At 67.3% G+C, this 25,972-nt stretch carries 20 protein-coding genes; 10 read left to right on the forward strand and 10 right to left on the reverse strand.

What is annotated here, in order from left to right; all coding sequences use genetic code 11:
* Nucleotides 1-444: 444 nt before the first annotated feature.
* A complete protein-coding gene (locus tag AC1DK4_RS36485; RefSeq protein ID WP_441650070.1) occupies nt 445-810 on the reverse strand; it encodes a DUF1484 family protein in 366 nt (121 codons plus the stop codon).
* Between the two features lie 396 nt (nt 811-1,206).
* A complete protein-coding gene (locus tag AC1DK4_RS36490) occupies nt 1,207-2,382 on the reverse strand; it encodes an AraC family transcriptional regulator (RefSeq protein ID WP_441650071.1) in 1,176 nt (391 codons plus the stop codon).
* Nucleotides 2,383-2,706: 324 nt separating this feature from the next.
* On the opposite strand from AC1DK4_RS36490, the gene AC1DK4_RS36495 reads away from it, so the two are divergent.
* The 8 genes from AC1DK4_RS36495 to AC1DK4_RS36530 all read left to right on the forward strand — a co-directional run bounded on the left by AC1DK4_RS36495 (nt 2,707) and on the right by AC1DK4_RS36530 (nt 14,087).
* Entirely contained in the window at nt 2,707-3,699 is a 993-nt protein-coding gene (locus tag AC1DK4_RS36495; RefSeq protein ID WP_477132129.1) for a tripartite tricarboxylate transporter substrate binding protein, read from the forward strand.
* Nucleotides 3,700-3,744: 45 nt separating this feature from the next.
* Nucleotides 3,745-5,502: a long-chain fatty acid--CoA ligase gene (locus AC1DK4_RS36500; protein ID WP_441622243.1), complete on the forward strand. Its 1,758-nt coding sequence runs from the start codon at nt 3,745-3,747 to the stop codon at nt 5,500-5,502.
* A gap of 79 nt (nt 5,503-5,581) precedes the next feature.
* Nucleotides 5,582-6,574: a tripartite tricarboxylate transporter substrate binding protein gene (locus tag AC1DK4_RS36505; RefSeq protein ID WP_441622245.1), complete on the forward strand. Its 993-nt coding sequence runs from the start codon at nt 5,582-5,584 to the stop codon at nt 6,572-6,574.
* An 83-nt stretch (nt 6,575-6,657) separates the two neighbouring features.
* Nucleotides 6,658-7,437 (forward strand): enoyl-CoA hydratase/isomerase family protein, encoded by a 780-nt coding sequence (locus AC1DK4_RS36510; RefSeq protein ID WP_441622247.1) that lies wholly within the window; start codon nt 6,658-6,660, stop codon nt 7,435-7,437.
* Nucleotides 7,438-7,536: 99 nt separating this feature from the next.
* Nucleotides 7,537-8,697, forward strand: a complete 1,161-nt coding sequence (locus AC1DK4_RS36515) for an acyl-CoA dehydrogenase family protein (RefSeq protein WP_441622279.1) — start codon at nt 7,537-7,539, stop codon at nt 8,695-8,697.
* 515 nt (nt 8,698-9,212) lie between these two features.
* Nucleotides 9,213-11,135, forward strand: coding sequence for a PrkA family serine protein kinase (locus AC1DK4_RS36520; RefSeq protein WP_441622249.1), 1,923 nt, complete (start codon nt 9,213-9,215; stop codon nt 11,133-11,135).
* Nucleotides 11,136-11,172: 37 nt separating this feature from the next.
* Nucleotides 11,173-12,450 (forward strand): YeaH/YhbH family protein, encoded by a 1,278-nt coding sequence (locus tag AC1DK4_RS36525; RefSeq protein ID WP_477132130.1) that lies wholly within the window; start codon nt 11,173-11,175, stop codon nt 12,448-12,450.
* A 110-nt stretch (nt 12,451-12,560) separates the two neighbouring features.
* On the forward strand, nt 12,561-14,087 hold the full coding sequence (locus tag AC1DK4_RS36530) for a SpoVR family protein (protein WP_441622253.1): 1,527 nt from the start codon (nt 12,561-12,563) through the stop codon (nt 14,085-14,087).
* Between the two features lie 105 nt (nt 14,088-14,192).
* Here the strand turns inward: AC1DK4_RS36530 and AC1DK4_RS36535 are convergent, their stop codons facing one another.
* The 6 genes from AC1DK4_RS36535 to AC1DK4_RS36560 form a co-directional block, all read right to left on the reverse strand.
* A complete protein-coding gene (locus tag AC1DK4_RS36535) occupies nt 14,193-15,092 on the reverse strand; it encodes a MipA/OmpV family protein (RefSeq protein ID WP_441650072.1) in 900 nt (299 codons plus the stop codon).
* 323 nt (nt 15,093-15,415) lie between these two features.
* Entirely contained in the window at nt 15,416-16,423 is a 1,008-nt protein-coding gene (locus AC1DK4_RS36540; protein ID WP_441650073.1) for an acyl-CoA dehydrogenase family protein, read from the reverse strand.
* 14 nt (nt 16,424-16,437) lie between these two features.
* A complete protein-coding gene (locus AC1DK4_RS36545) occupies nt 16,438-17,598 on the reverse strand; it encodes an acyl-CoA dehydrogenase family protein (RefSeq protein ID WP_441622259.1) in 1,161 nt (386 codons plus the stop codon).
* Between the two features lie 44 nt (nt 17,599-17,642).
* Nucleotides 17,643-18,593, reverse strand: a complete 951-nt coding sequence (locus tag AC1DK4_RS36550) for a Bug family tripartite tricarboxylate transporter substrate binding protein (protein ID WP_441622281.1) — start codon at nt 18,591-18,593, stop codon at nt 17,643-17,645.
* Nucleotides 18,594-18,717: 124 nt separating this feature from the next.
* Nucleotides 18,718-19,179 carry a MaoC family dehydratase gene (locus AC1DK4_RS36555; protein WP_441622261.1) on the reverse strand — a complete coding sequence of 154 codons (462 nt, stop codon included), beginning with the start codon at nt 19,177-19,179 and terminating at the stop codon, nt 18,718-18,720.
* A 141-nt stretch (nt 19,180-19,320) separates the two neighbouring features.
* The gene (locus AC1DK4_RS36560; RefSeq protein ID WP_441650075.1) at nt 19,321-20,526 is read right to left on the reverse strand and encodes a CaiB/BaiF CoA transferase family protein; all 1,206 of its coding nucleotides are present in this window, start codon (nt 20,524-20,526) and stop codon (nt 19,321-19,323) included.
* 156 nt (nt 20,527-20,682) lie between these two features.
* On the opposite strand from AC1DK4_RS36560, the gene AC1DK4_RS36565 reads away from it, so the two are divergent.
* Complete coding sequence (locus tag AC1DK4_RS36565) at nt 20,683-21,576, forward strand: LysR family transcriptional regulator (protein ID WP_441622265.1); 894 nt, start codon at nt 20,683-20,685, stop codon at nt 21,574-21,576.
* A 69-nt stretch (nt 21,577-21,645) separates the two neighbouring features.
* Here AC1DK4_RS36565 and AC1DK4_RS36570 read toward each other — a convergent pair whose 3' ends face one another.
* Entirely contained in the window at nt 21,646-22,797 is a 1,152-nt protein-coding gene (locus AC1DK4_RS36570; protein WP_441622267.1) for a helix-turn-helix transcriptional regulator, read from the reverse strand.
* 318 nt (nt 22,798-23,115) lie between these two features.
* Nucleotides 23,116-25,404 (reverse strand): mechanosensitive ion channel family protein, encoded by a 2,289-nt coding sequence (locus AC1DK4_RS36575; protein ID WP_441643508.1) that lies wholly within the window; start codon nt 25,402-25,404, stop codon nt 23,116-23,118.
* A 284-nt stretch (nt 25,405-25,688) separates the two neighbouring features.
* Here AC1DK4_RS36575 and AC1DK4_RS36580 point away from each other — a divergent pair.
* The coding region (locus tag AC1DK4_RS36580) for a DUF3761 domain-containing protein (RefSeq protein WP_477132131.1) at nt 25,689-25,972 on the forward strand (284 nt) is incomplete at its 3' end.

The following is a 25,972-nucleotide window of genomic DNA, read 5'->3' on the forward strand; positions in this document are numbered from 1 at the left end:
GGTCGCGGCAGCAGCTTGAATCACCTGGACCAACGCCATCATGCAGCGCCACCACGAATCCAGCGTCGCTTGCTGGATAGTGGCCGCCAAAACCGGTAACGGCAGGATGCCAGCAGAACCGCAGGCCCCACGACGAAACCACCATAACAGGAAACCCCAACGTTTCTGCCCCTGCCGGCCAGGCAGCCCGCTTTCTTTGCCTACTTTCTTTTCGGGGAAAAGAAAGTAGGTCGCTCCGGGGGAGCGAAAGCCGTTGACGTTGACTTTGATTTAGATGTTGACTTTGATTTAGATGTTGACTTTGATTTAGATGTTGACTTTGATTTAGATGTTGATTTTGATTTTTTCTTAATAAAGATCGTCGATCCCTCTCCCGCAAGCAGGGGAGGGATCGACGAGAGCGCCGGCGTGAGCGATCACGTAAACCTCACTCCGCCTCAATTTCTAGATCATCCCCTGTACTCGGCTCACGGCACCGTCCAGTTGCTGCTTAAGCGGTGCTAGCAGGCAATGGATGCCATGAGCCTCCAAGGAGGAAGCGTTGTCGCCATCCAATAATTGCAGCACTGCGCCCAGGGCGGCGCTGACGCGCAACAAGGTATCGCAGCCATCTGCCGCCGCGCCGTGAATACTGTCTCGGAGTTCGTCCAGTTGGTAAGCGAGCTCCTGCACTCGGAGCTTGTCCGGTGTGTCGGCGGGAAAGGTGAGTTCGATCAGTTCGGCGATCAAGGGTGATTGGCGGGAAATAGCCAAGGCCGGTGTCGCGGGATTAACGGTGGATTGCTCTGAGCGAGCGGCGGTGTTCGGCATTTCAGGCTCCTTTCATTCCATCGAAAGGCCCGCCGCTCATTTCCACGTGAGGGTGGCGGGCCCGCAGCGAGGGTGGAAATACCGGGGAATGAAAGCAACCGGCCAGCCCGAAGGCTGCCTCGCCCGGCCCGCCTCGGGATTGTAGGCGCGCGCGAACGCATCGGACACAAAAAAGCCACAAATGCGGCTGTCCGTCTTTCATTTCTTCGGGTTTCCACGCCCGGTCACCATTGTGTGATGACGGGTGAATTCTGGCGCAGCCAGCGCGAGGAAGTCAATCAATGTCCCGAGTCGCGTAACTTGAATGCGGCAATCGACCGGTGTCGATGCCAGCGCGGCACGGCAATGCCCCAGCCTGGCCAGGCACAGCTAACACTCCCCGAGCAACGCCAACCCCTACGCCGCGCACCCCATCATCTGCCGCTGCCGATACTCCCCGGGCGCCACGCCCGTCCACTTCTTGAACGCCCGGTGGAACGTGCTCGGCTCCGAAAACCCCACCCGTAGCGCCACCTGCTGCAGTGGCAGGTCGGTGTGCTCCAGGAAGCCGATGGCCGCATCGCGCCGCAGGCTGTCCTTGATGCTCTGGTAGCCCCGGCCCTCGTCGCGCAGCCGGCGGCGCAGGGTTTGCGGGGTCAGCCGCAGGGTTTCGGCCATTTGTTCCAGCGAAGGCAGTTCGCCGTCGAGATGGCAGCGCAGGTGCCGGCGGATGCGCTCGGCCAGGCAGGAGTCGTCGCGGTAGCGGGTCAGCAGGTTGCGCGGCGTGTCCTGCAGGAAGGCCTGCAAGCTGGCGGCGTCCTGCACCACCGGCAGGCGCAGCCAGCCGGCGTCGAAATGCAGCGCGGTATGTGGCTGGCCATAGCGGACCTGTGTGTTGAACACGCGTTCCGTGTCGGTGCGCTTTGCGGGCCTGCCGCCGCGCTCCGGGGCGGGGGCGGCCAGGTCCACGCCGGTCAGCGGGATGCGCTGGGCCACCAGCCAGTTGGCCACGCCATAGGCCTGGAAGGCGAAGGTCGATTCGGCATACAGGCGGCACGCCGTGGCGGGCGCGCGCGGCACCAGCAGCAGGGTGGCGATGCCGGCGTGCTGCTGCAGGCGCGGTACGAAATCATCCAGGTGCAGCCGGTATTGCTGCAGGCCGACGCGCAGCGCGTCTTCGAGCGTGGCGCAATGGATGAGCGCGCGGCATGACTGGGCGAACACGCCCGGCTTGAGCGGCCGGTTCAGCAGGCCCCAGAATTCGTCGCGGGTGACGCGGCGCATGCTGCGCATCAGCGCGGCGAACTGGTCCTCGGTCACGCGCGCGCTGGCCGACTGCAGCAGGGCGGGGGAGATCCCGGCGCGACGCAGCAGGGCGTCGATATCGCAGCCGAGGCGGCGCGCGCCCAGCAGGATCTGCTGGAGCTGCAGCACGGAAATGGTATGGGTGTGGCGCGCGGCGGGCCGCGCGCCGGCATGCCGGGTGGGCTGCGCGATCGGCGCGGGCTTCCCGGCGGCGTCGAGCCGTGGGCGTGCCGCGAACGAAACGGGTAGCGGCGCGGGTGTGCCCGCGCCGGATGCGACGATATGCATGGTCTCCTCGTCCTCGTTGCCGTCGGTTTCGGCATGCGCGCGCTTTGTTGCGCCGCGGCATGGCCGCTGAAGCGGACCCGTCTGGCGATGCCGGATCTCTGCCGGCTATGGCGCCAGTAAGCCTGACGCCACGGGCGCCGACAATCCGGATTTACCAAAGGCAGGCTTTTGCCTGAGCGATTCGGCCAATCATTTTGGGCCGAATGGTCATTGTCCACGCAGCGCAGCATCGCGCAATCTGAGCATCGGCCGCGCGCCATCCTCCGGCGCCCTTCCCGCCGTCCCCCGCGGACGCATTTCCGTGCACGTCATTCAGGAGCAGCGATGCAGCAAACACGCCGCAAGGCATTGCAGCAGATCGGCGCCGGCGCCCTCGCCGCCGGCGGTCTCGGGCTGGGCCTGGCGCCGGCGCGCGCCCAGGCTTTCCCGTCCAAGCCGGTCCGCCTGGTGGTGCCTTACCCGGCTGGCGGCGCCACCGACGTGCTGGCGCGTGCCGTCGGCGAGTCGCTCGGCAAGCTGTGGCAGAAGCCCATTGTGGTGGAGAACYGCCCGGGCGCCAGCGGCATGATCGGCGCGGATGCCGTGGCCAAGGCCGACCCGGATGGCCATACCGCGCTGCTGACCATCACCACGCTGGTCCAGGCGCCCAGCCTCTACACCAAGGCGCCGTTCGACCCGGTGCGCGATTTCGCCCCGGTGTCGCAGCTCGGCACCACCAGCCTGGTGTTCGCTGTGCACAACTCGGTGCAGGCCACCACGCTGGCCGAGTTCATCGCGCTGGTGAAGTCCAGGCCGCGGCAGTTCAACTACGGCTCCTTCGGCACCGGCTCGAGCGGCCATCTCTACGGCGAGGTCTTCAACGAAGCAGCCGGGCTGGACATGACCCATGTCTCATACAAGGGCGAGGCGCCCGAGCTGAACGACCTGCTCGGCGGCCAGGTGCCGGCGGCCATCATCTCGGTGATGGGCGCGCGCCCGCATATGGCCTCGGGCCGCCTGCGCGCGCTGGCGGTGACCGGCCCGGCGCGCGCGCCACAACTGCCCGACGTGCCCACCTTCCGCGAATGCGGCATCGCGGGCATGGATTCGATGGGCTGGTTCGGGCTGCTGCTGCCCGCGGCCGCCCCGCGCCCGGTGGTGGAGAAGTTCTCCGCCGACGTCAACCGCGTGCTGGCGTTGCCCGCCGTGCGCGGGCGCATGAACGACATGGGCGTGGTGCTTTCGGGCAGCACGCCGGACGCCTTCGCCGACACCATGCGCAGCGACTATGCCCGCTGGGGCAAGGTGATCCGCACCCGCAATATCCGCCTTGACTAGCGCCGTGCCGGCGGCGGCCGGCGCCTTACCCTTACCCGTCTTCCGATGACCCCAGCCGATTCCGTTCCCACGCACGCTTCCTCCGCTCCCGCCTACCGCTCTGCCTTCTGGCCGCCCGGCATGCCCGGCCAGGTACGGGTGCCGCGCACCAGCCTGGCCTACAACGTGGAGGTTGCCGCGCGGCGCTATCCGGACAAGACCGCGATCCAGTATTTCGGCAACGCCATCACCTACGCCAGCCTGCAGGCGCAGATCGAGCGCATGGCGGGCTACCTGCAGCACGCCTGCGGCGTGGCCGCGGGCGAGCGCGTGGTGCTGTTCAGCCAGAACTGCCCGCAGTTCATCGTGGCCTACTACGCCATCCTGCGCGCCGGGGCGGTGGTGGTGCCGGCCAATCCGATGTGGCTGACCGCGGAGCTCGAGCATGTGGTGGAAGACAGTGGGGCGGTGGCGGCGTTCGTCGCGGCCGAGCTGTATCCGCGCATCGCACCGTTGCATGGCGCCCGCCTGCCGCATCTGATCGTGCACCAGTACGGCGACCTGCTCGGCGACGCCGGCCCGCTGGTGCCCGCATGGCTTCACGAGCGCGCGCCGCTGCCGGCATCCGCGCCCGCCGGCGCCACGCTCGCGCAATGGATGCAGGCCGACGCCGCGGGCCATCGCCCGCGCGCGGACGAGGCCGGCTACGACACCCTGTGCATGCTGGCCTATACCTCCGGCACCACCGGCCACCCGAAGGGCTGCATGCATACGCACGGCACGCTGATGAGCGCGGCCGTGGGCTCGCAGCTGTGGCGCAGCGCCAGTCCCGACAGCGTGACCCTGTCGGTGGCGCCGATGTTCCACCTGCTTGGCATGCAGAACGGCATCCATGCCCCGCTCTACCTGGGCGCCACCATCGTCCTGCTGCCGCGCTGGGACCGCGCGCTGGCAGCAGAGCTGATCGAGCGCTACCAGGTCACCACCTGGGGCGCGCCGCCGGCCATGCTGGTGGACTTCTTCGCGCAGCCCGACATCGCGCAGCGTGATCTTTCCAGCCTTGCCTACCTGGGCGGCGGCGGCGCGGCCATGCCCGACGCGGTGGCGACCATGCTGCAGGAGCGCTTCGGACTGCCCTATGTCGAGGCCTATGGCCTGACCGAGAGCGCGGCCTTCCTGCTGTCCAACCCGCGCCACCGGCCCAAGCGCGAATGCCTGGGCATCGCCACCTTCGGCGTGGACGCGCGCGTGATCGACCCGCATACGCTGGCCGAGCTGCCGCAGGGCGAAGTGGGCGAGATCATCACGCACGGCGCGCAGATCATGCTGGGCTACTGGCGCAACCCGCAGGCCAACGCCGAATCGTTCATCGAGATCGGGGGCAAGCGCTTCCTGCGTACCGGCGACCTGGGCTTCATGGACGCGGACGGCTATTTCTTCATGCGCGACCGGCTCAAGCGCATGATCAACGCCTCCGGCTTCAAGGTCTGGCCGGCCGAAGTGGAGAACCTGCTCTACGGCCATCCGGCCATCCACGAGGCCTGCGTGATCGCCGCGCGCGACGAGCGCCGCGGCGAGACGGTCAAGGCGGTAGTCGCGCTCAAGGCCGCCGCGCGCGGCACGCCCGAGGCCAGCGCCGAACAGATCATGGCGTGGTGCCGCGAGCGGCTCGCCGCCTACAAGGTGCCGCGCATCGTCAGCTTCGTCGATGCGCTGCCCAAGTCCGCCACCGGCAAGATCCAGTGGCGGGCGCTGCAGGAGCAGGAACAAGCGCAAGGCGGCACGGCCGCCGCCGCGGGCGTGGGCGCCTCCGGCCCGGACTGAGGCGGAACAAGGCAGGCACGGCAAGTACGGCAAGCATGGCAAAGACAAGAGATCACCGAAACGAATGGGGGAGACAACGATGAAGGCAACTCGGCGAACCTGGCTGGGCCAGGCGGCGGCACTCGGTGGCGGTGCGCTGCTGGGCGGATGGCAACTGCCGGTGCTGGCGCAGGGCAACTACCCGGCCAGGCCCCTCCGCATGGTGGTGCCGTATCCGGCCGGCGGCGGCACCGACACCGTGGCGCGCATGATCGGCCAGCGCCTGACCGAAGCCTGGGGCCAGCCCGTGGTGGTGGACAACAAGCCCGGCGCCAGCGGCATGCTGGGCAACGATATCGTCGCCAAGGCGGCTCCGGATGGCTACACGGTGCTGCTCGGCATCACCGCCATGATCCAGTCTCCGAGCCTGTACAAGCGCATTCCGTACGACGTGGCGCGCGATTTCCAGCCCGTCTCGCTGCTGGCGCGGTCGTCCGACCTGTTCGTGGTGCCCAACCGGGTGCCGGCCAGCACCCTGGCGGAGTTCGTGGCCCTGGCCAAGGCCAGCCCCGGCAAGCTCAGCTACGGTTCCTACGGCAACGGCACTTCCTCGCACCTGCACGGCGAACTGCTCAAGATGCAGGCCGGGCTGGACCTGGCGCATATCCCGTACAAGGGCGCCGCGCCACTGATGAGCGACGTGCTGGGCGGGCAGGTGGATTCGGCTTTCGTCGATGTGACGTCCGCGAACAGCTATTTAAATAGCGGCAAATTCAAGATCCTGGCCATCACCGGCGCGCAGCGCTACAAATCCATCCCCGCGGTGCCCACTTTTGCCGAGGCAGGCTTTGCCGGCTTCGAGCCGAGCGGCTGGTTCTCCGTGTTCCTGCCGGCCAAGACGCCGCGCGACGTGGTGAACAAGATGTCGGCCGAGATCGGGCGCATCGTGCGCCTGCCCGAGATCTCGCAGAAGCTGGCGGCGATGGGCCTGCAGCCGGTGGGATCGTCGGCCGAGGAGCTGGCTTCGGTGATCGCCACCGATACGCCCAAGTGGGCGCGCATTGTCCAGGACGCGCACATCCAGCTCGACTGAGCGGCCGCGCCAAGTCTGCGGGCGCCGTCGTCGGGCGCCTTATCCGATACATCATCGCTTGTCTGATACTGAAGGAATCCGCCATGGAGACCATCCGCTACGCCGTCGCTGACGGCATTGCCACCCTGACCCTGGACTACCCGAAGCGCAAGAACGCGCTTAACGGCACCATGCGCCGCGAAATCGGCGACGTGGTCCACCAGCTCCGCCAGGACAGCAGCGTGCGCGCCCTGATCCTCACCGGCGCGGGCACGGACTTCTGCTCGGGCGGCGACATCAGTTCGATGCAGGGCGACATCAGTGCCGACCAGGGCCGCCAGCGCCTGGCGGCGATCCATCCCTGGCTGGAAGACCTGATCCACCTCGACCGCCCGGTCATCGCCGCGGTGGACGGCGCGGCCTACGGCGCCGGCTTCAGCCTGGCCCTGGTGGCCGACATCATCCTGGCCACGCCGCGCGCGCGCTTCGGGCTGCCGTTCCTGCGGCTGGGCCTGATCCCGGATTGCGGCGTGTTCTACACGCTGCCGCGCATGATCGGCCTGCAGCGTGCCAAGGCGCTGATGTTCTCGATGCGCGAACTCAGTGCGCAGGCGGCACTGGAGCAGGGCATCGTGATGGAGATCGTGCCCGAGGATGCACTACAGGCGCGCGCGCTGGCGCTGGCCTCGGCTTTCACCGAGGCATCGCCGGTGGCGGTGGCGCTGACCAAGAAGGCGCTCAACGCCTCGCTCAACCAGGACCTGCACAGCATGCTGGAGATGGAGGCGGACGGCCAGGGCATTGCGTTCGCCACCGACTACCGCAAGGAGGCCGCCACGCGATTCCTGGAGAAACAGCCCCCGCGTTATCGCTGGCCGGACTGACCGCCCGCAGAAGGTATGGCGACGCATTACTGCGCGCCGAAGAACCAATCCCCCTCGGAGACGAAGACCAATATGAAAGCCACGGACAAGAATACGGCGATGGCGGCACGCAAGGTGCCCTGGATGAACGAAGAGCTGACGATGTTTCAGGACACCGTGCGGCGTTTCGTCGAGCGCGAGCTGGTGCCGAACGAAGCGCGCTGGGCCGAGCGCGGCTATATCGACCGCGAGGTCTGGAACCGGGCCGGGGAAGTCGGCCTGCTGTGCGCCAGCATTCCCGAGGAGTACGGCGGCGGCGGCGGGAACTTTGCTCACGAGGCCGTAATCTGTAACGAAATGGCCCGTGCCATTGCCACCAGCCTTGGCAATGGCGTGCACAGCGGCATCGTGGCCCATTACTTGCTCAACTACGGCACCGAGGCGCAGAAGCGCAAATGGCTGCCGCAGATGGCTTCTGGCGCCATGGTGGCCGCCATCGCCATGTCGGAGCCCGGCGCGGGGTCCGACCTCAAGTCAGTACGCACCCGCGCGGTGCGTGAAAAGAACCAGAACGGAGACATCTATCGCATCAACGGTGCAAAGACCTTTATTACGAACGGCTACCACGCCGACCTGATCTGCGTAGTGGCCAAGACCGATGCCGAAGCCGGCTCGCGCGGGGTCTCGCTCATCATGGTCGAGACCCGTGACCTGGCAGGCTTCAGGCGCGGCCGCATCCTGGAAAAAATCGGACAGAAAGGGCAGGACACCGCGGAGCTGTTCTTCGACGATGTCTGCGTGCCGGTGGAAAACCTGCTTGGTGCAGAGGAGGGACAGGGCTTCTATCAGTTGATGCAGCAGTTGCCGCAGGAACGCATGATCATCGCGCTCGGCGCGGTGGCGAGCATGCAGCGCGCCATCGAGCTGACGACGGAGTATGTGCGCGAGCGCCAGGTGTTCGGAAAACCGCTGATCGATATGCAGAACACGCGCTTCAAGCTGGCGGAGTGCAAGACCGAGGCAACCATTGCCGCGACCTTCGTCGACGATTGCATGATGCGCCTGCTCGCGGGCGAACTCGATGCGCCCACCGCGGCCATGGCCAAGTGGTGGTGCTCGCAGAAGAACTGCGAAATCATCGACGAATGCCTGCAGCTGCATGGCGGCTACGGCTACATGCTGGAGTACCCGATCGCGCGAATGTACGCCAACGCACGCGTGAGCAAGATCTACGGCGGCTCCAACGAGATCATGAAGGAGCTGGTGGCGCGCACGCTGTGACGCGCGCATGTGGCCGCCGATGTGGCGGCTTGTGTGGCCACCTGTGTGGCCACATGCGCAGTGCGGCGCGTGCATGCGCGCGGAGGTTGCGCAAGGCCCTCATGCCGACGTCGTAGGACGTTGGCTGTAGGCCTGCCCGCAATGCCCCGTGTGGCGCGGCTTGCAGGTTCTGGAGCGTGCCTCTGGTTACAAAACCAACTGTGCATGGAGAGCGGGAAAGGTGTAATGTGTGTCACAAGACATGGTCCAAATGCCCGTCGCGAGTGGGGCCTGGAGCAGCGGTACGGTGAGTCGAAACCTCTGTTGCGCGCTTGCAAAACCAGTTGCAGACGCAGTTGCAAAGTTCGTCAACCGGCTCTCAGCCTTCGCCGTTATTTGACTATGATGAAGTAAAGGCCTCGCAACATGGCCAGCACCGCCAAGCCGGGGTGGCGGAGCCGCAAATCGCTGGCGCGGGATCTTTGGATGTAGCGGTTGTGCCTTCGCCTCGGACGGGAATCTGACGGGAGTGAGGTATGGACATTTTCGGCCACTTCGCCACACGCTTCGAAGCTCGCAAGGAAGAGGAATACAGCATCCAGGAGTATCTGGATATCTGCAAGAAGGATCCTTCCGCCTACGCGACCGCGGCCGAGCGCATGCTCGCCGCCATCGGCCAGCCCGAACTGGTGGATACCCACCACGACCCGCGGCTGTCCCGCCTGTTCTTCAACAAGGTCATTAGGATCTATCCGGCCTTCCGCGAGTTCTACGGCATGGAGGACACGATCGAGCAGATCGTCGCCTTCTTCAAGCATGCCGCGCAAGGCCTCGAGGAACGCAAGCAGATCCTCTACCTGCTCGGCCCTCCCGGCGGGGGCAAGTCCTCGCTGGCGGAGAAACTCAAGGCCTTGATGGAGCAGATTCCCATCTACGCCTTGCAGGGCTCGCCCATCCATGAATCTCCGCTCGGGCTGTTCTCGCCCGAGGAAGACGGCAAGATCCTGGAAGAGGACTACGGCATTCCCGTACGCTATATCAACACCATCGCCTCGCCCTGGGCGGTCAAGCGCCTGCACGAGTTCAACGGCGACATCACGCGCTTCCGCGTGGTCAAGCTGCGGCCCTCCGTGCTTTCGCAGATCGCCATCTCCAAGACGGAGCCGGGCGACGAGAACAACCAGGACATCTCCTCGCTGGTCGGCAAGGTCGATATCCGCAAGCTCGAGGATTTCCCGCAGGATGATCCGGACGCTTACTCGTATTCCGGCGGGCTGTGCCTGGCCAACCGCGGGCTGCTCGAGTTCGTGGAAATGTTCAAGGCGCCCATCAAGGTCCTGCACCCGCTGCTGACCGCGACGCAGGAAGGCAACTACAAGGGTACCGAGGGCTTCGGCGCGATCCCGTTCGACGGCGTCATCCTGGCGCACTCGAACGAAGCCGAGTGGCAGACCTTCAAGGCCGACAAGAACAACGAGGCTTTCCTCGACCGTATCTACATCGTAAAGGTGCCGTATTGCCTGCGCGTGTCGGACGAGGTGAAGATCTACGACAAGCTGCTGCGCAGCAGTTCGCTGTCGGCCGCGCCGTGCGCGCCCAACACCCTGAAGATGATGGGGCAGTTCGCCGTGCTCACGCGCATCAAGGAGCCGGAGAATTCGAACATCTTCTCCAAGATGCGGGTGTATGACGGCGAAAGCCTGAAGGACGTCGACCCGAAGGCAAAGTCGTACCAGGAGTACCGCGACTACGCCGGCATCGACGAAGGCATGAACGGCCTGTCCACGCGCTTCGCGTTCAAGGTCCTGTCCAAGGTCTTCAACTTCGACAACACCGAGGTGGCCGCCAATCCGGTGCACCTGCTCTACGTGCTCGAACAGCAGATCGAGCGCGAGCAGTTCCCGCCGGAACAGGAAGCCAAGCTGCTGTCGTACATCAAGGAGTACCTGACCACGCCGTTCGTGGAGTTCATCGGCAAGGAGATCCAGACCGCCTACCTCGAGTCGTATTCCGAGTATGGACAGAACATCTTTGATCGCTACGTGGTGTTCGCCGACCTCTGGATACAGGACCAGGAATATCGCGACCCGAATACCGGAGAGATTCTCGACCGCAACGCACTGAACGACGAACTCGAGAAAGTGGAGAAGCCCGCGGGGATATCCAATCCCAAGGACTTCCGCAACGAGATCGTCAACTTCGTGCTGCGCGCGCGGGCCAACAACGCGGGGAAGAATCCTGCGTGGACCAGCTACGAGAAGCTGCGCATGGTGATCGAGAAGCGCATGTTCTCCACCACCGAAGACTTGCTGCCCGTGATCTCGTTCAACGCCAAGTCCTCCCGCGAGGACCAGGACAAGCACGCGAACTTCGTCAACCGCATGGTTGAGAAGGGCTACACGGCGAAGCAGGTCCGCCTACTTGTGGAGTGGTATTTGCGCGTCAGAAAATCATCGTAACGGCGCCTGGACGAGGCCTCTCCAAGAGGGCATGCATATGGCCACGGTCATCGATCGGCGCGAGAACGGCGGCAACAAGAGTGCCGTCAACCAGCAACGCTTCATCAAACGCTACCGCGAACAGATACGCCAGGCGGTAGCGAAGGCGGTGTCCGGCCGGAAGATCATGGACATCGAGCAGAGCGGCCAGGTGTCCATTCCGGTCAAGGACATCTCCGAACCCGCCTTCCACCACGGCCAGGGCGGCCGGCGGGAGTGGATCCACCCGGGCAACAAGAAGTTCATCCGGGGGGACAGCTTCGACCGCCAGCAGCAAGGCGGCGGCGGGGGCGGCTCGAAGGCCAGCGACTCGGGCGAGGGCGAGGACGATTTCGTCTTCACCCTGTCGCGCGAGGATTTCCTCAATTTCTTCTTCGAGGACATGGCGCTGCCGGACATGGCCAAGCGCCACCTTGCCAAGATCGCCGAGGTCCGCAAGGTGCGCGCCGGCTTTTCCATCGACGGCACGCCTTCCAACCTTTCCATCCTGCGCACCATGCGCAGCTCGCTCGGGCGCCGCATCGCGCTGTCCAGCCCTTACCAGAAAAAGCTCGACGTGCTCGAGCGGGAGTACGGCGAGGTACTGGAACAGGACGGGCCGTACTCGGCGCGCGCGCTCGAGATGATGAAGGAGATGCGTCACCTGCGCGCCTGCGTGGAGCGCGTGCCCTTCATCGAGAAGCTCGACCTGCGCTACAACAACCGCGTGCTGAAGAAGCGGCCGCAGGCGCAGGCGGTCATGTTCTGCCTGATGGACGTGTCCGGCTCGATGGACGAGAGCCGCAAGGATCTCGCCAAGCGCTTCTTCATGCTCTTGTACCTTTTCCTCAAGCGCAACTACGAGCGCATCGACGTGGTGTTCATCCGCCATCACAYGGTGGCCAAGGAAGTCAACGAGGAGGACTTCTTCCATTCGCGCGAATCCGGTGGTACGGTTGTATCCAGCGCGCTCAAGCTGATGGTCGAGGTGATCCACGACCGCTATCCGGCCAGCCAGTGGAATATCTACGTGGCGCAGGCATCCGACGGCGACAACTGGGCGGGCGATTCGGAGTTGTGCGGGCGCCTGCTGCGCGAGTCCATCCTGCCACTGGTGCAGTACTACGCCTATGTGGAGGTGGCTTCGGAGGAACCGCAGAATCTCTGGGAAGAGTATCTGATGGTCAGGGACCGGTACGAGAACTTCGCCATGCAGCGCATCATCGGGGCGGAGGAGATCTATCCCGTGCTGCACGACCTGTTCCAGAAGAAGGCGGCCTGGCCTGCGAGCCGCTGACGCGGAGCATGCCGGCGGCGAACGTGCCCGTCTCCCGCCCTGCGGGCAGCGGCACTGGTTCCAGTTGAGCAAGACGCGGGCGCACCCTTCACCCGCAACGGGGGTCGTAAATGGCATATCTGTCTACCGGCTCGGAGTGGACCTTCGAGCTGATCAACCGCTATGACCGCGAAATCGCCCGCATCGCAGGCGACTTCGGCCTGGATACTTATCCCAACCAGGTAGAAATCATCACCGCCGAACAGATGCTCGATGCCTACGCATCGTCCGGCCTGCCGGTTGGCTACAGCCACTGGTCCTACGGCAAGCATTTCCTCGCATCGGAGCGCAGCTACCAGCGCGGCCACATGGGGCTGGCGTACGAGATCGTCATCAACTCGAATCCGTGCATCGCCTACCTGATGGAAGAGAACACCATGCCCATGCAGGCGCTGACCATCGCGCACGCCTGCTATGGCCACAACTCTTTCTTCAAGGGCAACTACCTGTTCCGCACCTGGACCAATGCGGACGCCATCATCGATTACCTGCTGTTCGCCAAGAACTACGTGGCCGAGTGCGAGCAGCGCTATGGCGAGCAGGAGGTGGAGCTGCTGCTGGATTCCTGCCACGCCCTGCAGAACTACGGCGTGGACCGCTACAAGCGGCCCAAGAAGCTCTCCATCACCGAAGAGCAGGCGCGCCAGAACGAGCGCGAAAGCTACCTGCAGACGCAGGTCAACGATCTGTGGCGCACGCTGCCGAAGCACCGCGCGCACGCGCTCGAAGACGACGACGCCTTTGAGCGGGAACCGTCCTTTCCGCCAGAGCCGCAGGAGAACCTGCTGTACTTCATCGAGAAGAATGCGCCGAAGCTCGCACCCTGGCAGCGCGAGATCGTGCGCATCGTGCGCAAGATCGCGCAGTACTTCTACCCGCAGCGCCAGACCAAGGTCATGAACGAAGGCTGGGCCACGTTCTGGCACTACACCATCCTGCACCAGCTCTACGAGGAGGGCCTGGTCAACGACGCCTTCATGATGGAGTTGCTGCAGGCGCATACCAACGTGATCTACCAGCCGCCGTACAACAGCCCGTACTACAGCGGCCTGAATCCGTACACGGTCGGTTTCCTGATATTCCAGGACCTGCGCCGCATGTGCGAGAACCCGACCGAGGAAGATTACCGCTGGGCGCCGGAGTTCGCCGGCAGCGACTGGCGCAAGACGCTCGACTTCGCCATGCGCAACTTCAAGGACGAGAGCTTCCTGCTGCAGTTCCTGTCGCCACGCGTGATCCGCGAGCTCAAGCTGTTCTCGGTGCTCGACGACGACCGCGAAGGCAAGCTGCGCGTGACCGCCATCCATAACGACGAGGGCTATCGCAATATCCGGCAGCTGCTGGCCAACCAGTACGACCTGTCGAACATGGAGCCGAACATCCAGATTACCAATGTGGATGTCGGCGGCGACCGCTCGCTGACGCTGCGGCACCTGCAGAACGACCGCCGTCCGCTGGCGCAGAACTTCGACGAGGTGATCCGCCACGTGACGCGGCTGTGGGGCTTCACGGTGCGGCTGGAGGTGGCCTACGAAGACGGCCGGCGCGAATCCAAGTACGAGTGCAAGCCCGAACGCAGGCACCGCAAGGCGGCCTGAGCATCGCACGGGCGGGCCGGGCCCGCCCGGCCCCGCCAGCGCGACCTGCGCCGCGTGGCAATGCCGGCGAAAGCCGGCGCGGGCGCCCGGAACGCCCCGGAGTGCTCAGAACTGATAGTTGAACGACATATCTCCCGAGAAGCTGGTGGCGCGCTGCACGACCGGACTGCTGGCGGCGCTGCCCACCAGCTGCGACACGCTGACGTCGCTCGTGATGAACCAGTGCTTGTGGAAGAACCACATCGCGCTCAGGCCGGCGCCATAGGACTTGATGCCCGCGCCGGCTTGATGCTGGGCATAGCCGGAGCGCGCCGACTGCTCTGCGCTGACGCCGAACCAGGTGTTCATGTAGCGCGAGTCCGCGAAGCTCATGGTAGGCCCGATGAACCAATAGAACTTCTCGGAGCTGCCCGGCAGCGGCAGATAGGCGCCGACGTCGCCGGTCCAGCCGTCGGCCCCGCCCATGGCGCGCCGGATATTGGCGCGGATCACCAGCGGGAATTCCTTCGAAACCACGTAGTCGACGAACACCTTGGCCTCGGGCGCAAAGTTGATGTTGCCCATGCCGCGCAGGTGATCGTGATCGTCAGCCTCGCGCCGGCCGATGTTGTAGGAGATGGCCAGGCCGGCACGCCAGTTTGGCGTGCTGACGAGGTTGACACCGATGCCCTCGCCGGTGGATGCGAAGAACAGGTCGCGATAGCGCACGTCCAGGGAGGGACCGCCCAGCACGTAGTAGTTCGAGGCGCCGTCATAGCGCGGGCGATAGATGGCGGCCGCGCCGATGCGCACCGCCCATGTCGGCGTTTCCGGCTCGAACATCTTTTCCAGCGGGATGCCGACCGAATACTGCCATTCCGGCGCCGGCGAAGGCGTCTGGGCGCGCGCTTGCGGCGCCAGCAGGAAAGCCATCGCGGCCACGATCGGGCTAAGCAGCGCAATGGCGGCAGACCGCCAGCGGCGGCAATACGCGGCGCCGGCAAGGCTTGCTTGGATTGTCGACACATCAGCCTCCGTATCCCGGTTGCGGGCAGACACCGAATCTCGGGTGGATCGGAACAACGTCGCCGGAGCGGGCACCGCAAGGATGCCGGCGACTTATCCTTTCATCGGCCGGCGCACTGCGTTACTTCCTCGAATCTCACTGTAGTGTAGGAGGTACTCTGATTCTGCGGTCTTGGCCATGCGGGCGATGGGAAAGGACACACGCAGGCCCGGCTTTCCCGGACTGGCGCCGGGCCGGCGCCGCCGGGCAGGATGCGCCTGGGCGCGGCCTCCGGCGGGCATTTTCGCGCACCTTGGCCGCGCGGGCCCATGGCGGTTGCGAGCTAGGCTGCGTCCGTGCTCCAGCGCCGCGCGAGCGCGACCACGCCATCGCCGGGGGCGGCGCACACCGCCTCTCCGACCACCCGGCCCCAGTAGGTTTCCGTGCCGTCCGCCAGCCGCCAGGCATGCAGGCGGCGGGTGTAGAGCTGCAGGTCGTATTCCTCGGTGATGCCGATCGCGCCGTGCACGGCATGGGCGATGGCGGCCACCGGCGTGACGGCTTCGCTGGCGTTGAGCTTGCCGATGGCGGCGCGCAGCGGGTCCGGTCGCCACGCATTGTCCTGTCCGCCGCCCGCGCAGGCCAGTTGCGCGGCCATGCGCGCGGCGCCGACATGCTCGGCCATGACGCTGATCTGATGCTGGATGGCCTGGAACTTGCCGATGGCGCGGCCGAACTGCTGGCGGTCGTTGGCGTATCGCAGCGTGATGTCGAACACATGGGACATCGCGCCGGCCATCTGCGCGGCGTGCACGCAGGCGCCGATCTCGCGCAGGGCGCCGGCCGGCAGCATGAAGGCGTCCGGCCCTTGCGGCGCGGGTCGCGGCAGGATCACGGTCAGGTCGGCATGGGCGCCGGTGGCGCGCACTTGCGCCTGCGCGCGCGGCAGCAGTACGCAGCGCGCGCCTTCCTGCACCAGGAACCACGCCGCCGGCGCGCCGCCGGCGACCAGCGTGGTCTGCGCCTCATCGCCGTCGAAGCTCGCCAGCGCAATCGGGCCGGCGGGCACCGCGCGCCCCGCGGCGTGCAGCAGCGCGCGTGCGAACAGGGTCTGGCCCAGCGGCAGCGGCAGCGCGTGGCGTCCCAGCGCGAACAGCACCGGCGCCAGTTCCGCCAGCGGCAGGCCGGCGCTGCCGGCCTCCTCGGGCAGCAGGCAATCGGCGAAGCCACTTTCCTGCAGCGCCTGCCAGAGCGGCTGCGGATCGCCGCCGCGTTCCACGGCGCGCACCACGGCGGGGGTACAACAGTCGCGCAGCAGGGCTTCGAGCGCGTCGGAATAAGCGTTATGCATGTGGGAACTCCGTATCAGCGCAGGCCAAGGCCCCGGGCGATCATGCCGCGCAGGATCTCGCGCGTGCCGCCGCGCAGCGAATAGGACGGTGCCACCTGGCTGACGTAGGCCAGGGTGCGGTACAGCTCGGCGTCGGCGGCCAGGTGCGGGTCGTCGCCGAGGGCGGCTTCCGCCAGCGCGGGGATGGACTGCTCGAATCCGGTGCCGAGGTCCTTGACCAGCGCGGCTTCCACCACCGGGCTTTCGCCCGCCGCCAGCCGCGCGGTGACCGCCAGCGACATGGTGCGCAGCACGGCCAGCCGCGCGGCCAGCCGGCCGATGGTGACGGTGTCGCGCCGGGCGGCCGGCGCGCGCCGCAGCGCGGCGATCCAGGTATCGAGCAGCACCACGCTGGAGTACAGGCGCTCGGGTCCGCTACGCTCGAAGGCCAGCTCGGCATTGACCTGCTCCCAGCCGCTGCCTTCCTTGCCGACCAGCGCGCCGGCCGGCAACAGCACGTCGTCGAAGCTGACCTCCGAGAAATGCGCGTCGCCTGCCAGGTCGTGGATGGGCCGCACCGTCACGCCCGGGGCGGACAGGTCCACGATGACCTGCGACAGGCCGCGCTGGCGGTCTTCCGCGCTGCCCGAGGTGCGCACCAGCGCCAGCATGTAATGGCAGCGGTCGGCATTGGTCGTCCAGATCTTGCGTCCGTTCAGGCGCCACGTGCCATCCTCCTGCGGCAGCGCGCGCGTAGCCACGCTGGCCAGGTCCGAGCCGGCATTGGGCTCGCTCATGCCGATGCAGAAGAAGGCCTCGCCGCGGCAGATGCGGGGCAGGTAGAAACGCTTCTGCGCATCGCTGCCGTAGCGCAGGATCAGCGGCCCGCTCTGGCGGTCGGCAATCCAGTGTGCAGAGACCGGCGCGCCGCAGGCCAGCAGCTCCTCCACCAGCACGAAGCGCGAGAACGGGTCGAGCCCGGCGCCGCCGTATTGCGCGGGCAGCGTGATGCCCACCCAGCCTCGCCGCGCCAGCGCACGGCTGAAATCGGCGTTGAAGCCCATCCACGAGCGCGCCCGCGTCTCGGGTGGCAGCGGGGGCAGGTGCTCAGTCAGGAACGCCTTCACCTCTTGCCGGAAGGCGGCGGCGGCCGCGGGCAGGGCGGTAAGCTGGAACGTGTCGATCAGGGAAGTCAAAGCGAATCTCCGGGGATGCGGCTGGCGGCTGGCCAGGCGGCGGGTCAGTCCAGCGTCACGCCGGAATCCTTCACCACCTTCTGCCAGCGGTCGATCTCCTGGGCCAGGTAGCGGCCGTAGGCGTCCGGGCTGCTGCCGCGCGGCTCGGCGCCCTGCGCCGCCAGGCTGGCGCGCACATCGGGCGCGGCCAGGGCCTGCTGCGTGGCGGCGTTGAGCTTGCGCACCACCTCGGCCGGGGTCCTGGCCGGCACCAGCATGCCCTGCCACGCGCCCACTTCGAAGCCCGGCATCACGGTCTCGGCCACGGTCGGCACGTCGGGCAACTGCGAGCTGCGCGACATGCTGGTCACCGCCAGCGCCTTCATGCGCTTGTCGCGGATGAACGGCAGCGAGGAGTTGATGGTGTCGGTCATGAACTGCACCTGGCCGCCGGCCAGGTCGGTCAGCGCCGGCGCGCTGCCCTTGTACGGCGCGTGCACCGCCGACAGCCCGTTGGCCTGCAGGAACAGGAAGGCGGCGAGGTGGGTCACGTTGCCGTTGCCGGCCGAGCCATAGGTCAGCTTGCCCGGGTTGGCTTTCAGGTAGTGGATGAACTCGCCGAGGTTGGCGGCCGGTACCTGCGCGTTGACTTCGAGCACCAGCGGCACCATCGCCGTCATCGCCACCGGGGCGAAGTCGCGCTTCACGTCGTAGGACAGCTTCTTGTACAGCGCCGGGCTCAGCGCGATCGACGAGGTGTTGTAGAGCACCGTGTAGCCGTCCGCCGGCGACTTGGCGACCAGCTCGGCGGCGATATTGCCGTTGGCGCCCGGCCGGTTGTCCACCAGCACCTGCTGGCCCAGTTCGTCCGACATCTTCCTGGCGATGACGCGCGACACCAGGTCGGTCGGCCCGCCCGGCGGGAACGGCACCACCAGCCTGACCGGGTGCGCGGGGTAGTCCGTTGCCGCGCAGGCCGGCCCGGCGGCCAGGCCAAGCGCCAGGAGGACCGGCAGGAGCGGCGGCAGGCCGCGCGCGGGACGTGCCGGCTTGCCGCCGATGCCGGTGCCGGTGCCGGTGCCGGTGCAATTGCTCGTTTCTTTGTCTTGTTTTTTCACTCTGTCTCCTCCGGTTTGGCCGCTATCGCCCCGCCAGCAGGCGCCTGGCGGTGTACTTCATGACCAGCTCGTTGCGCTGGTTGAATACCTCGATGGCCGAGTCCACCACCGCGCGCCCGCTGCGCGAGGTGGGGCGGATGTCGCCCACCGTGACCGTGGCCCAGATCGTGTCGCCCACCACCACAGGCGCCAGGATCTTCTGGGTCAGCTCGAGCATGGCCAGTCCGGTGCCCTGGATCATGGTCTGCAGGATGAAGCCCTCGATCAGCGCATAGGTGAGCGCGGCCGGCACCGGCCGTCCCTGGATGGCGCTGCCCTCGTAGCCCTTTTCGATGAAGATGGCTTCCAGCATGCCGGTGACCGAGATGAAGTTGACCAGGTCGGTCTCGGTCACGGTGCGGCGGAAGGTCTCGAAGGTCTGGCCTTCCTTGATGTCCTGCCAGTAAAAGCCCTGGCCGAGGCGGGGGTAGTGGGTATGCGGCACGGCGTCTCCTGGTGATGGCCGGCCCGTGTGGCCGGCATCCTTTATGTTAGGAGTGGATGGAGCGGAAGATGGAACTGTGCTGTCCGGCACCGCTTCCGGGCTTGCGTTCAGGGTCTCTGCCATGATCCGGGCGCCGGATTCTCAGGCCTCGGCGGCCGGCGCGCAGTATGCCGCGCCGGCTTGCCCAAGCGCGTCGATCTGCGTTTCGCTCAGCCCTGCCTCGCCCAGCAGGCCGCGGGTATGCTGGCCCAGCCGCGGGGGCAGGCCGGGCACCGCGCGCTGGCCGTCGAAGCGCACCGGCGCGCCGGGAAAGCGTAGCGTGCCCATGGCCGGATCCTCCAGCGTGTCGAAGAATCCGGTGGCCTGCAGGTGCGGGTCGTCCACGAGATCGTCCAGCCCATTCACGCGGGCGACCGGGATCTGCAGGGTCTCGCACAGCGCCAGCCACGCGCCGGTGGTGCGCGCGCGCACGATCTCGCCGGTCAGCTCGTAGAGCGTCTCGATATGCTGCGTGCGCGCGGCGATGCCGGCAAAGCGCGCATCGGCCGCCAGGTCCGGGCGGCCGGCGGCGGTGAAGAAGTCACGCCAGTGCGCATCGGTGTACGGCATCATGCAGACGTGGCCGTCGGCGGTCTGGTAAGGCCGGCGCAGCGGGGCCAGCACGCGCGGATAGCCGGTCGGGCCGCGCGGCGGCTCGAAGTGCTGTCCATACAGGTGTTCGACCAGGTTGAAGGCCGTCATCGACTCGAACATCGGCACTTCCACCAGCGTGCCCTTGCCGCCCTGGCGCTCGCGCCCGGCCAGCGCCGCCGCGATCGACAGCGCCGCCACCAGGCCGCTGGTCTTGTCGGCGGCGATGGTGGGGAAGTAGCGCACGGTGCCGGTCTGCGCCGCCATCAGGGCGGCGTTGCCGGACAGCCCCTGGATGATGTCGTCGTAGGCCGGGCGGCCGCCGTAGGGGCCGTCTTCGGCAAAGCCCAGCAGGCTCACGTAGACCAGGCGGGGATGGCGCGCCATCACGGCAGCGGGGTCCAGCCCCAGTCCCGCGAGCTTCTGCGGGCGCATGCTGTGCACGAATACGTCCGCGCTTGCCAGCAGCCGCTCCAGCGCGGCCTGCGCGGCCGGCTGCTTGAGGTTGAGCACCACGCTTTTCTTGCTGCGGTTGACGCCGAGGAAGATGGCCGACATGCCGTCCTCGGCAGCCGGGCCGGTGTGCCGCGTGGAATCGCCCCCGGGCGGCTCCACCTTGATCACTTCGGCGCCCAGGTCGGCCAGCCACTGGCTGGCATAGGGGCCCATCACGACCGTGGAAAGGTCGATCACGCGCACGCCTGAGAGAGGCAACATGCTGGACGGTCTCCTGATCTGTTCTGTGTCTTTCCCGGCGCCCGGCAGGCCAGGCCTGCGCGGCCGGCGCGACATCGGATGGCAACAGGGTAGATCAGGCGAGAGCTTTGCGTCTAATATTAGATTTTTAGTATCCGATACGTTTGGGATATCACCGTGGACCTGCGCCAGCTCCAGCAGTTCGTCGCTCTCGCCGAGACCGGCAACTTCCACCGCGCGGCCGAGCGCCTGCACATGGCGCAACCGCCGCTGTCGATCTCGATCCGCAAGCTGGAGGACTCGCTCGGCACCCCGCTGTTCGTGCGCACGTCGCGCGGCGTGCGGCTCACGCAGGCGGGCGAGGCCGCGCTGCACGACGCGCGCCGCGCGCTGTTCCATGCAGCGCAGGCACGCGCGGCCGCGGTGGCCGCGGCCCATGGCGAACGCGGCGCGCTGCGGGTGGGCTTTGTCGGCTCGGCCACTTATGCGCTGCTGCCCAGGCTGATCCCGGCCTTTCGGGCAGCCCATCCGGGTATCGAGCTGATCCTGCACGAATCCACCTCGGCGTCGATCCTGGAGCGGCTCGAGCGCCACCAGCTCGATGCCGGGCTGGTGCGCTTCCCGATCCTCCAGGCTGGCGGCTACACGCTGATGCCGCTGGAGACCGACGAGTTCGTGGCCGCGGTACCGGCCGACAGCGAATTCGCGCAGCAGGACACCGTGGCGCTCAAGGCGCTGGCGGCAGAGCCCTTCATCATGCATCCGAGCGCCGATGTGCCCAACCTGCAGGCCATCGCCATGCTGCTGTGCCAGCAGGCCGGCTTCGTGCCGCGCGTGACGCAGGAAGCGGTGCAGGTGCAGACCATCATCAGCCTGGTGGAAAGCGGGCTGGGCGTGGCGCTGGTGCCCAGCGTGGCGGCGCGCTATGTCAACCGCCGCGTGCGCTTCCTGCGCCTGAGCAGCCCGCGTCCGTCGGCGCGCATCGGCATCGCGCTGGCCACGCCCGCCGACAGCGACGACCGGCAGGTCCAGCGGCTGATGGCGGTGGCGAGGCAGACAGCCGCGGCTTAGCGGCCTTGGGGGAGGATGTCCGGCAGAAGCCGTGACCGGGAAGGGGGCGGGCGCGGGGCGGGCGCGGGCTCAGGCCGGCGGCGCGCCGCGCGCCGGCGCCACCCGCTCCAGCGCCACGCCCGGCAGCAGATGCAGCAGCCGCACCAGCTCGCTCTGGCGATGCGTGCCGGTCTTGCGCAGGATGTCGCGGATATGCACGCGTACGGTGTGGGGGGAGACGAACTCGTGCTCGGCGATCTCGCTGAGGGTCTCGCCGGCGGCAAGCCGGATGGCGACCAGGCTTTCCTTGCGCGACAGGCCGAACAGCGAGGTCAGCACCGAGCTGTCCAGCACCGAGCGCGACTCGGAATTGCCCATCAGCACCATGGCGAACGGCAGTTGCCAGGGGCCCTCCACCGGCTGGCGCGAAACCAGCGGCAACACGATGATGGGCACCGGCTGGCCGCCCGACGTGATATGCATCCAGGAGCCCGCCGCGCGCTCGGGCCCGTGTGGCTGCATGGCGCGTTCGAGCAGCTTGTGCAGGGTGGCTTGCAGCGCCGGCTCGCGCGGCCGGAGCACGCCATTGTCCAGCGCGAGCTGGCTGTCGGCCTGCACCAGCGCCTCCGCCCAGATATTGGCGTAGCGCACGCGCATGTCGGCCTGCAGCACCATCACGCCGAAGTCGAGCGTATCGAGCCCGGCCAGGCCGAGCGCCGCCAGGCCGCTCAGTTCGGCATTGCGCTGCTGCATGCGCGCGGCGCGGGCCCAGTGCGGCAGCACGCGGGCCAGGCGGCTGCGGCGGTGCGCGGAGCCTTCCATGCCGTCGAAGCGGATATCCGGGGACTGGCCGTCGCCCGATCCGCCCATCAGCACGCACACCTCTTCGGTATCGAGCAGGCGTACGCCGCGTTCGAGGTCGGCGCCGTGCGCGTAGTGCGATGCGTCCTCCATGGGGCCGCCGGCATGGGCGCCGGCCAGTGCGTGCGACGGCAGGGTGGCCAGCGCGCGCAGGTCTTCGGGGATATGYGCGCCCTGCGCCGAGAAGCAGCCGTGCGGGGTCACGCCGAGCCGCGCGCGCCCGGCCACCTTGTCCCAGACCAGGTAATGCGGGCTCTCGGTGCCGGTGTAGCGCGAGAAGAGGTCGAGCGCCTGCGGCATGGCCGTGACGTCGAGCGCGGACTCGTAGATCGAATCGATCAGGCGGTGAAGATCTTCATCCGCCGACGGATGTTCGCCCATGGTGTTTCTCCCCGGTGGCTTGCGCCAGTTCTGCCAAGTACTCGCTATTATTTTTGGTTTGCTGGTACGGCTGGCTCGTGTCGGCCGGCTTCACTGTGGCCATCGCCACCGGACGGGATCGGCCCGCCGCACATGGCGAAATCCGGGCTGCCCGCGTTACCGCGTAGCGGCATTATGCGCATCGGTGCATAACTTCGCAAATTGCGAATGTTGTTTCCCCGATGCATATGAATTTTTCAGCGCTGAAATGTATCTTCGGCGTAACATGGGGCACGGACCGTACCCGTTTCTGCGTACACGCGAAGCCCGGCCCGGCGCTCAGCCATTCCCGGGTGCGCTCGCCGGCAGCGCGGCGGCGGCCGCGCCGGCCTGCGCAGCCTGGGCGCGCGCCGGCGCTGCGCCATCGACCTGCACCGTCACGCGCTGGGTAGCCATGCTGATGCCGTTCTGGTCGAACTTGCGCTTGAGGCGGACATTGAAGGCGCGCGTGATTTCCGCCTGCGTCAGCGGCCGCGTCTTGAACTGGGCCAGCACCACCGAGCCGCCGGGATCGAAGCGGTCCAGGCCGAGGATGTCGAGCCCGGACAGCAGGTTGCGCGCATAGCGGAAATCGCGCGAGACCTCGTTGCCGGTTTCGCGGATCAGTTCCATGGCGCGATCGAGATCGCTGCCGTAGGCCACGCCGATATTGAAGACCGCGAAGGCGTAGCCGCGCGACAGGTTCTTGATGGCCTTGATCTGGCTGTACGGCAGCACGTGCAGCGCGCCCTTGCCGTCGCGCAGCTTGACGGTGCGGATGGTCATGGCCTCCACCGTGCCGGCGTGGTCGGGCAGCTCCACCGAATCACCGATGGCGATGGAGTCTTCCACCACGATGAACAGGCCGGTGATCAGGTCCTGCACCAGGCTCTGCGCGCCGAAGCCGATCGCCAGGCCGACCACGCCGGCGCCGGCCAGCAGCGGCGTCACGTTGACGCCGAGGTTGGCCAGCACCACGATCAGCGTGATCACCAGCAGCGCCACGAACAAGGCGTTGCGCACCAGCGGCAGGATGGTCTTGGCGCGCAGGCTCGGCGCCGGCCCGCGTCCGTGCGCGGGCGTCAGCGTCTGCGTGATGGCGGTATCGATCAGCAGCCAGACCAGCCACGCCAGCAGCACCGTGGCGGTCACGCTGAACACCGCTTCGCCGATGCGCCGGCCCACCGGCGATGATTCCATGATCGACAGTAGCGAGGTGCCCCAGATGCGGCTGCCCAGCTCGAAGTACGCGAACCAGATCACCACCCGCACCACCGCCTTGGCGAAGCGCCCGAAGCGCGCCACATAGGCCGAGCGCTGGCGGTCGCGAAAGCGCGGCGCGCGGCGGGTAGACTTGGGCGAGCGCCCGCTCACCAGCGTCAGCAGCAGGGCGGCGACGAACAGCGCCACCGAGGCCACGGTGCGCCGCAGGAAGATGTCGGCATTGCCGGTGGCCAGCAGCGTGCCGGCCACCGAGGCCACCACCACCGCCAGCACCGGCAAGTGCCAGGTGGCCCCGATCAGGCGCAGCAGGTCGGCCACCCCCGGATACGCCTGGCGGAACGCAAGCGGGCGGTTGGTGATGAGCTGGCCGATCTGGCGGCGAAAGCGCAGCGTGAAGCAGCCGATCAGCAGGGCCGCGGCGATATTGGCCACGGTGGAGACCAGCGCCGACAGGTTGGTGCCGAGCGAGGCGACCACGCGCGCGTCGGTGGCCACGTCGCCCAGCGCCGCAAGTGCGCCGGTGGCGAACAGCAGGCCGCGCGAATGCCGCAGCAGTTCGCGCACCGCGCGGGCGCGATGGGCCGAGCTGAACAGCGCGAAGATGACCTGGCACACCGCGCCGAGCACCGCGCCGGCCGCCACCGAATAGGCGATCACCATGCCGGCCATGCTTGCCGGCGAGCGGTTGAAGACGCTGACCGAGAGCAGCATGGCCAGGCCCAGGGCCAGCACCCACGGAATCACCCGGCGCAGCATGTAGAGCCCCACGTCCATCCAGGATGGCACCGCCGGCAGTTCGGCGCGCGGGGTGTGCTGCACCAGCCGGTGGCGCACGCGCTTGCCGGTCTCCCACAGCAGCCAGCCGGCCAGGAACCACGCTGCCAGCACCGCGCCGAATTCCCTGAGCGACTGCGAGGCGGGCCGGCTGCCATTGACCGTGAGCGCCATGCGCCACTCTTCGACGGCGAATTCGGCGCGCCAGCGCCAGTAGTGCCATGGGCCCATGTCCTTGCGCAGCTTGTTGTCGAGATGGTCGACCGCCTCCGCCAGCGCGCCCAGCAGGCCGGGCTTCGGCGCCGACGCATCGCTGGCGCCCACCCCCTTGCGCAGCGTCTGCAACTGCTCGACCAGCGCCTTGCGGTCCTTGTCGCTCTGCAGCGTCGTGATGACCTGGTCGAGCGACTGCGCGAGTGGCTCGCTGGCCGCGGGCTGCGAGGCCGGCGCGGCCGTCACGGCCGCTTGCAGCGCGGCCAGGCCGGGGGCGGCGCTCGCCGCTGGCGCGAGCCAGGCACCGGCCAGCGTCAGCCACCATGCCGCCAGCAGCCGCATGGCGATCGTTGTCGACGGTCTGTTCAGTAGCGTCATCGCAGGAGCGTGGTGAGCCTCCGGCCGCGGCCGGACATGCCTGACACTGTAGCGCATTGCACAAACGGCGCGCCTTGCGGCGGGGGCAGCCGGCACCACATCGGCCCGGCGTCAACGCAAGCGTGCCACGGGCCGTTGAGTGGAGTATTGCCTGCCGGGCAGATGGCGGCTGCGCGTGCCCGGCGCCGCCGTYTCCCCGATCGCGGCCGCGGTCGTTTCGTTCTGGTTGTTTCTGGTTGTCGTTTTCGATGTTCCCAATGGCATTGTCACTGCAGGAGCCCGTCATGCCCGCCACGAAAGCCACGAAGTCCGCAGTCGCTGTCTCCGCCCGCCCCCCCGGGCAAGCCTTGTTCATGCGCCTGGGCCTGCCCATGCTGCTGGCCGCCGCCGTGTGCGTCGGCGTGCCGCTGCTGGCGCGCGCGCAGACCGCGCCGGCGGCGCAGGCGCCCACTGGCATCTGCAAGGACGGCAGCAATTACTTCGGCGCCACCAAGCAGGGCGCCTGCGCCGGCCACGGCGGCGTGAAGGAGTGGCGCGGCGCCACTGCCGCCAGCGCGCCGGCGACAGC

The sequence above is a fragment of the Cupriavidus sp. 05N38 genome, assembly GCF_056397345.1.

Excerpts from the sequence above, each read along its gene's own strand:
- AC1DK4_RS36485 (WP_441650070.1), bottom strand. The coding sequence starts at position 810 with ATGCCGAACACCGCCGCTCGCTCAGAGCAATCCACCGTTAATCCCGCG.
- AC1DK4_RS36490 (WP_441650071.1), bottom strand. The coding sequence starts at position 2,382 with ATGCATATCGTCGCATCCGGCGCGGGCACACCCGCGCCGCTACCCGTT.
- AC1DK4_RS36500 (WP_441622243.1), top strand. The coding sequence starts at position 3,745 with ATGACCCCAGCCGATTCCGTTCCCACGCACGCTTCCTCCGCTCCCGCC.
- AC1DK4_RS36505 (WP_441622245.1), top strand. The coding sequence starts at position 5,582 with ATGAAGGCAACTCGGCGAACCTGGCTGGGCCAGGCGGCGGCACTCGGT.
- AC1DK4_RS36510 (WP_441622247.1), top strand. The coding sequence starts at position 6,658 with ATGGAGACCATCCGCTACGCCGTCGCTGACGGCATTGCCACCCTGACC.
- AC1DK4_RS36515 (WP_441622279.1), top strand. The coding sequence starts at position 7,537 with ATGGCGGCACGCAAGGTGCCCTGGATGAACGAAGAGCTGACGATGTTT.
- AC1DK4_RS36520 (WP_441622249.1), top strand. The coding sequence starts at position 9,213 with ATGGACATTTTCGGCCACTTCGCCACACGCTTCGAAGCTCGCAAGGAA.
- AC1DK4_RS36530 (WP_441622253.1), top strand. The coding sequence starts at position 12,561 with ATGGCATATCTGTCTACCGGCTCGGAGTGGACCTTCGAGCTGATCAAC.
- AC1DK4_RS36540 (WP_441650073.1), bottom strand. The coding sequence starts at position 16,423 with ATGCATAACGCTTATTCCGACGCGCTCGAAGCCCTGCTGCGCGACTGT.
- AC1DK4_RS36560 (WP_441650075.1), bottom strand. The coding sequence starts at position 20,526 with ATGTTGCCTCTCTCAGGCGTGCGCGTGATCGACCTTTCCACGGTCGTG.
- AC1DK4_RS36575 (WP_441643508.1), bottom strand. The coding sequence starts at position 25,404 with ATGACGCTACTGAACAGACCGTCGACAACGATCGCCATGCGGCTGCTG.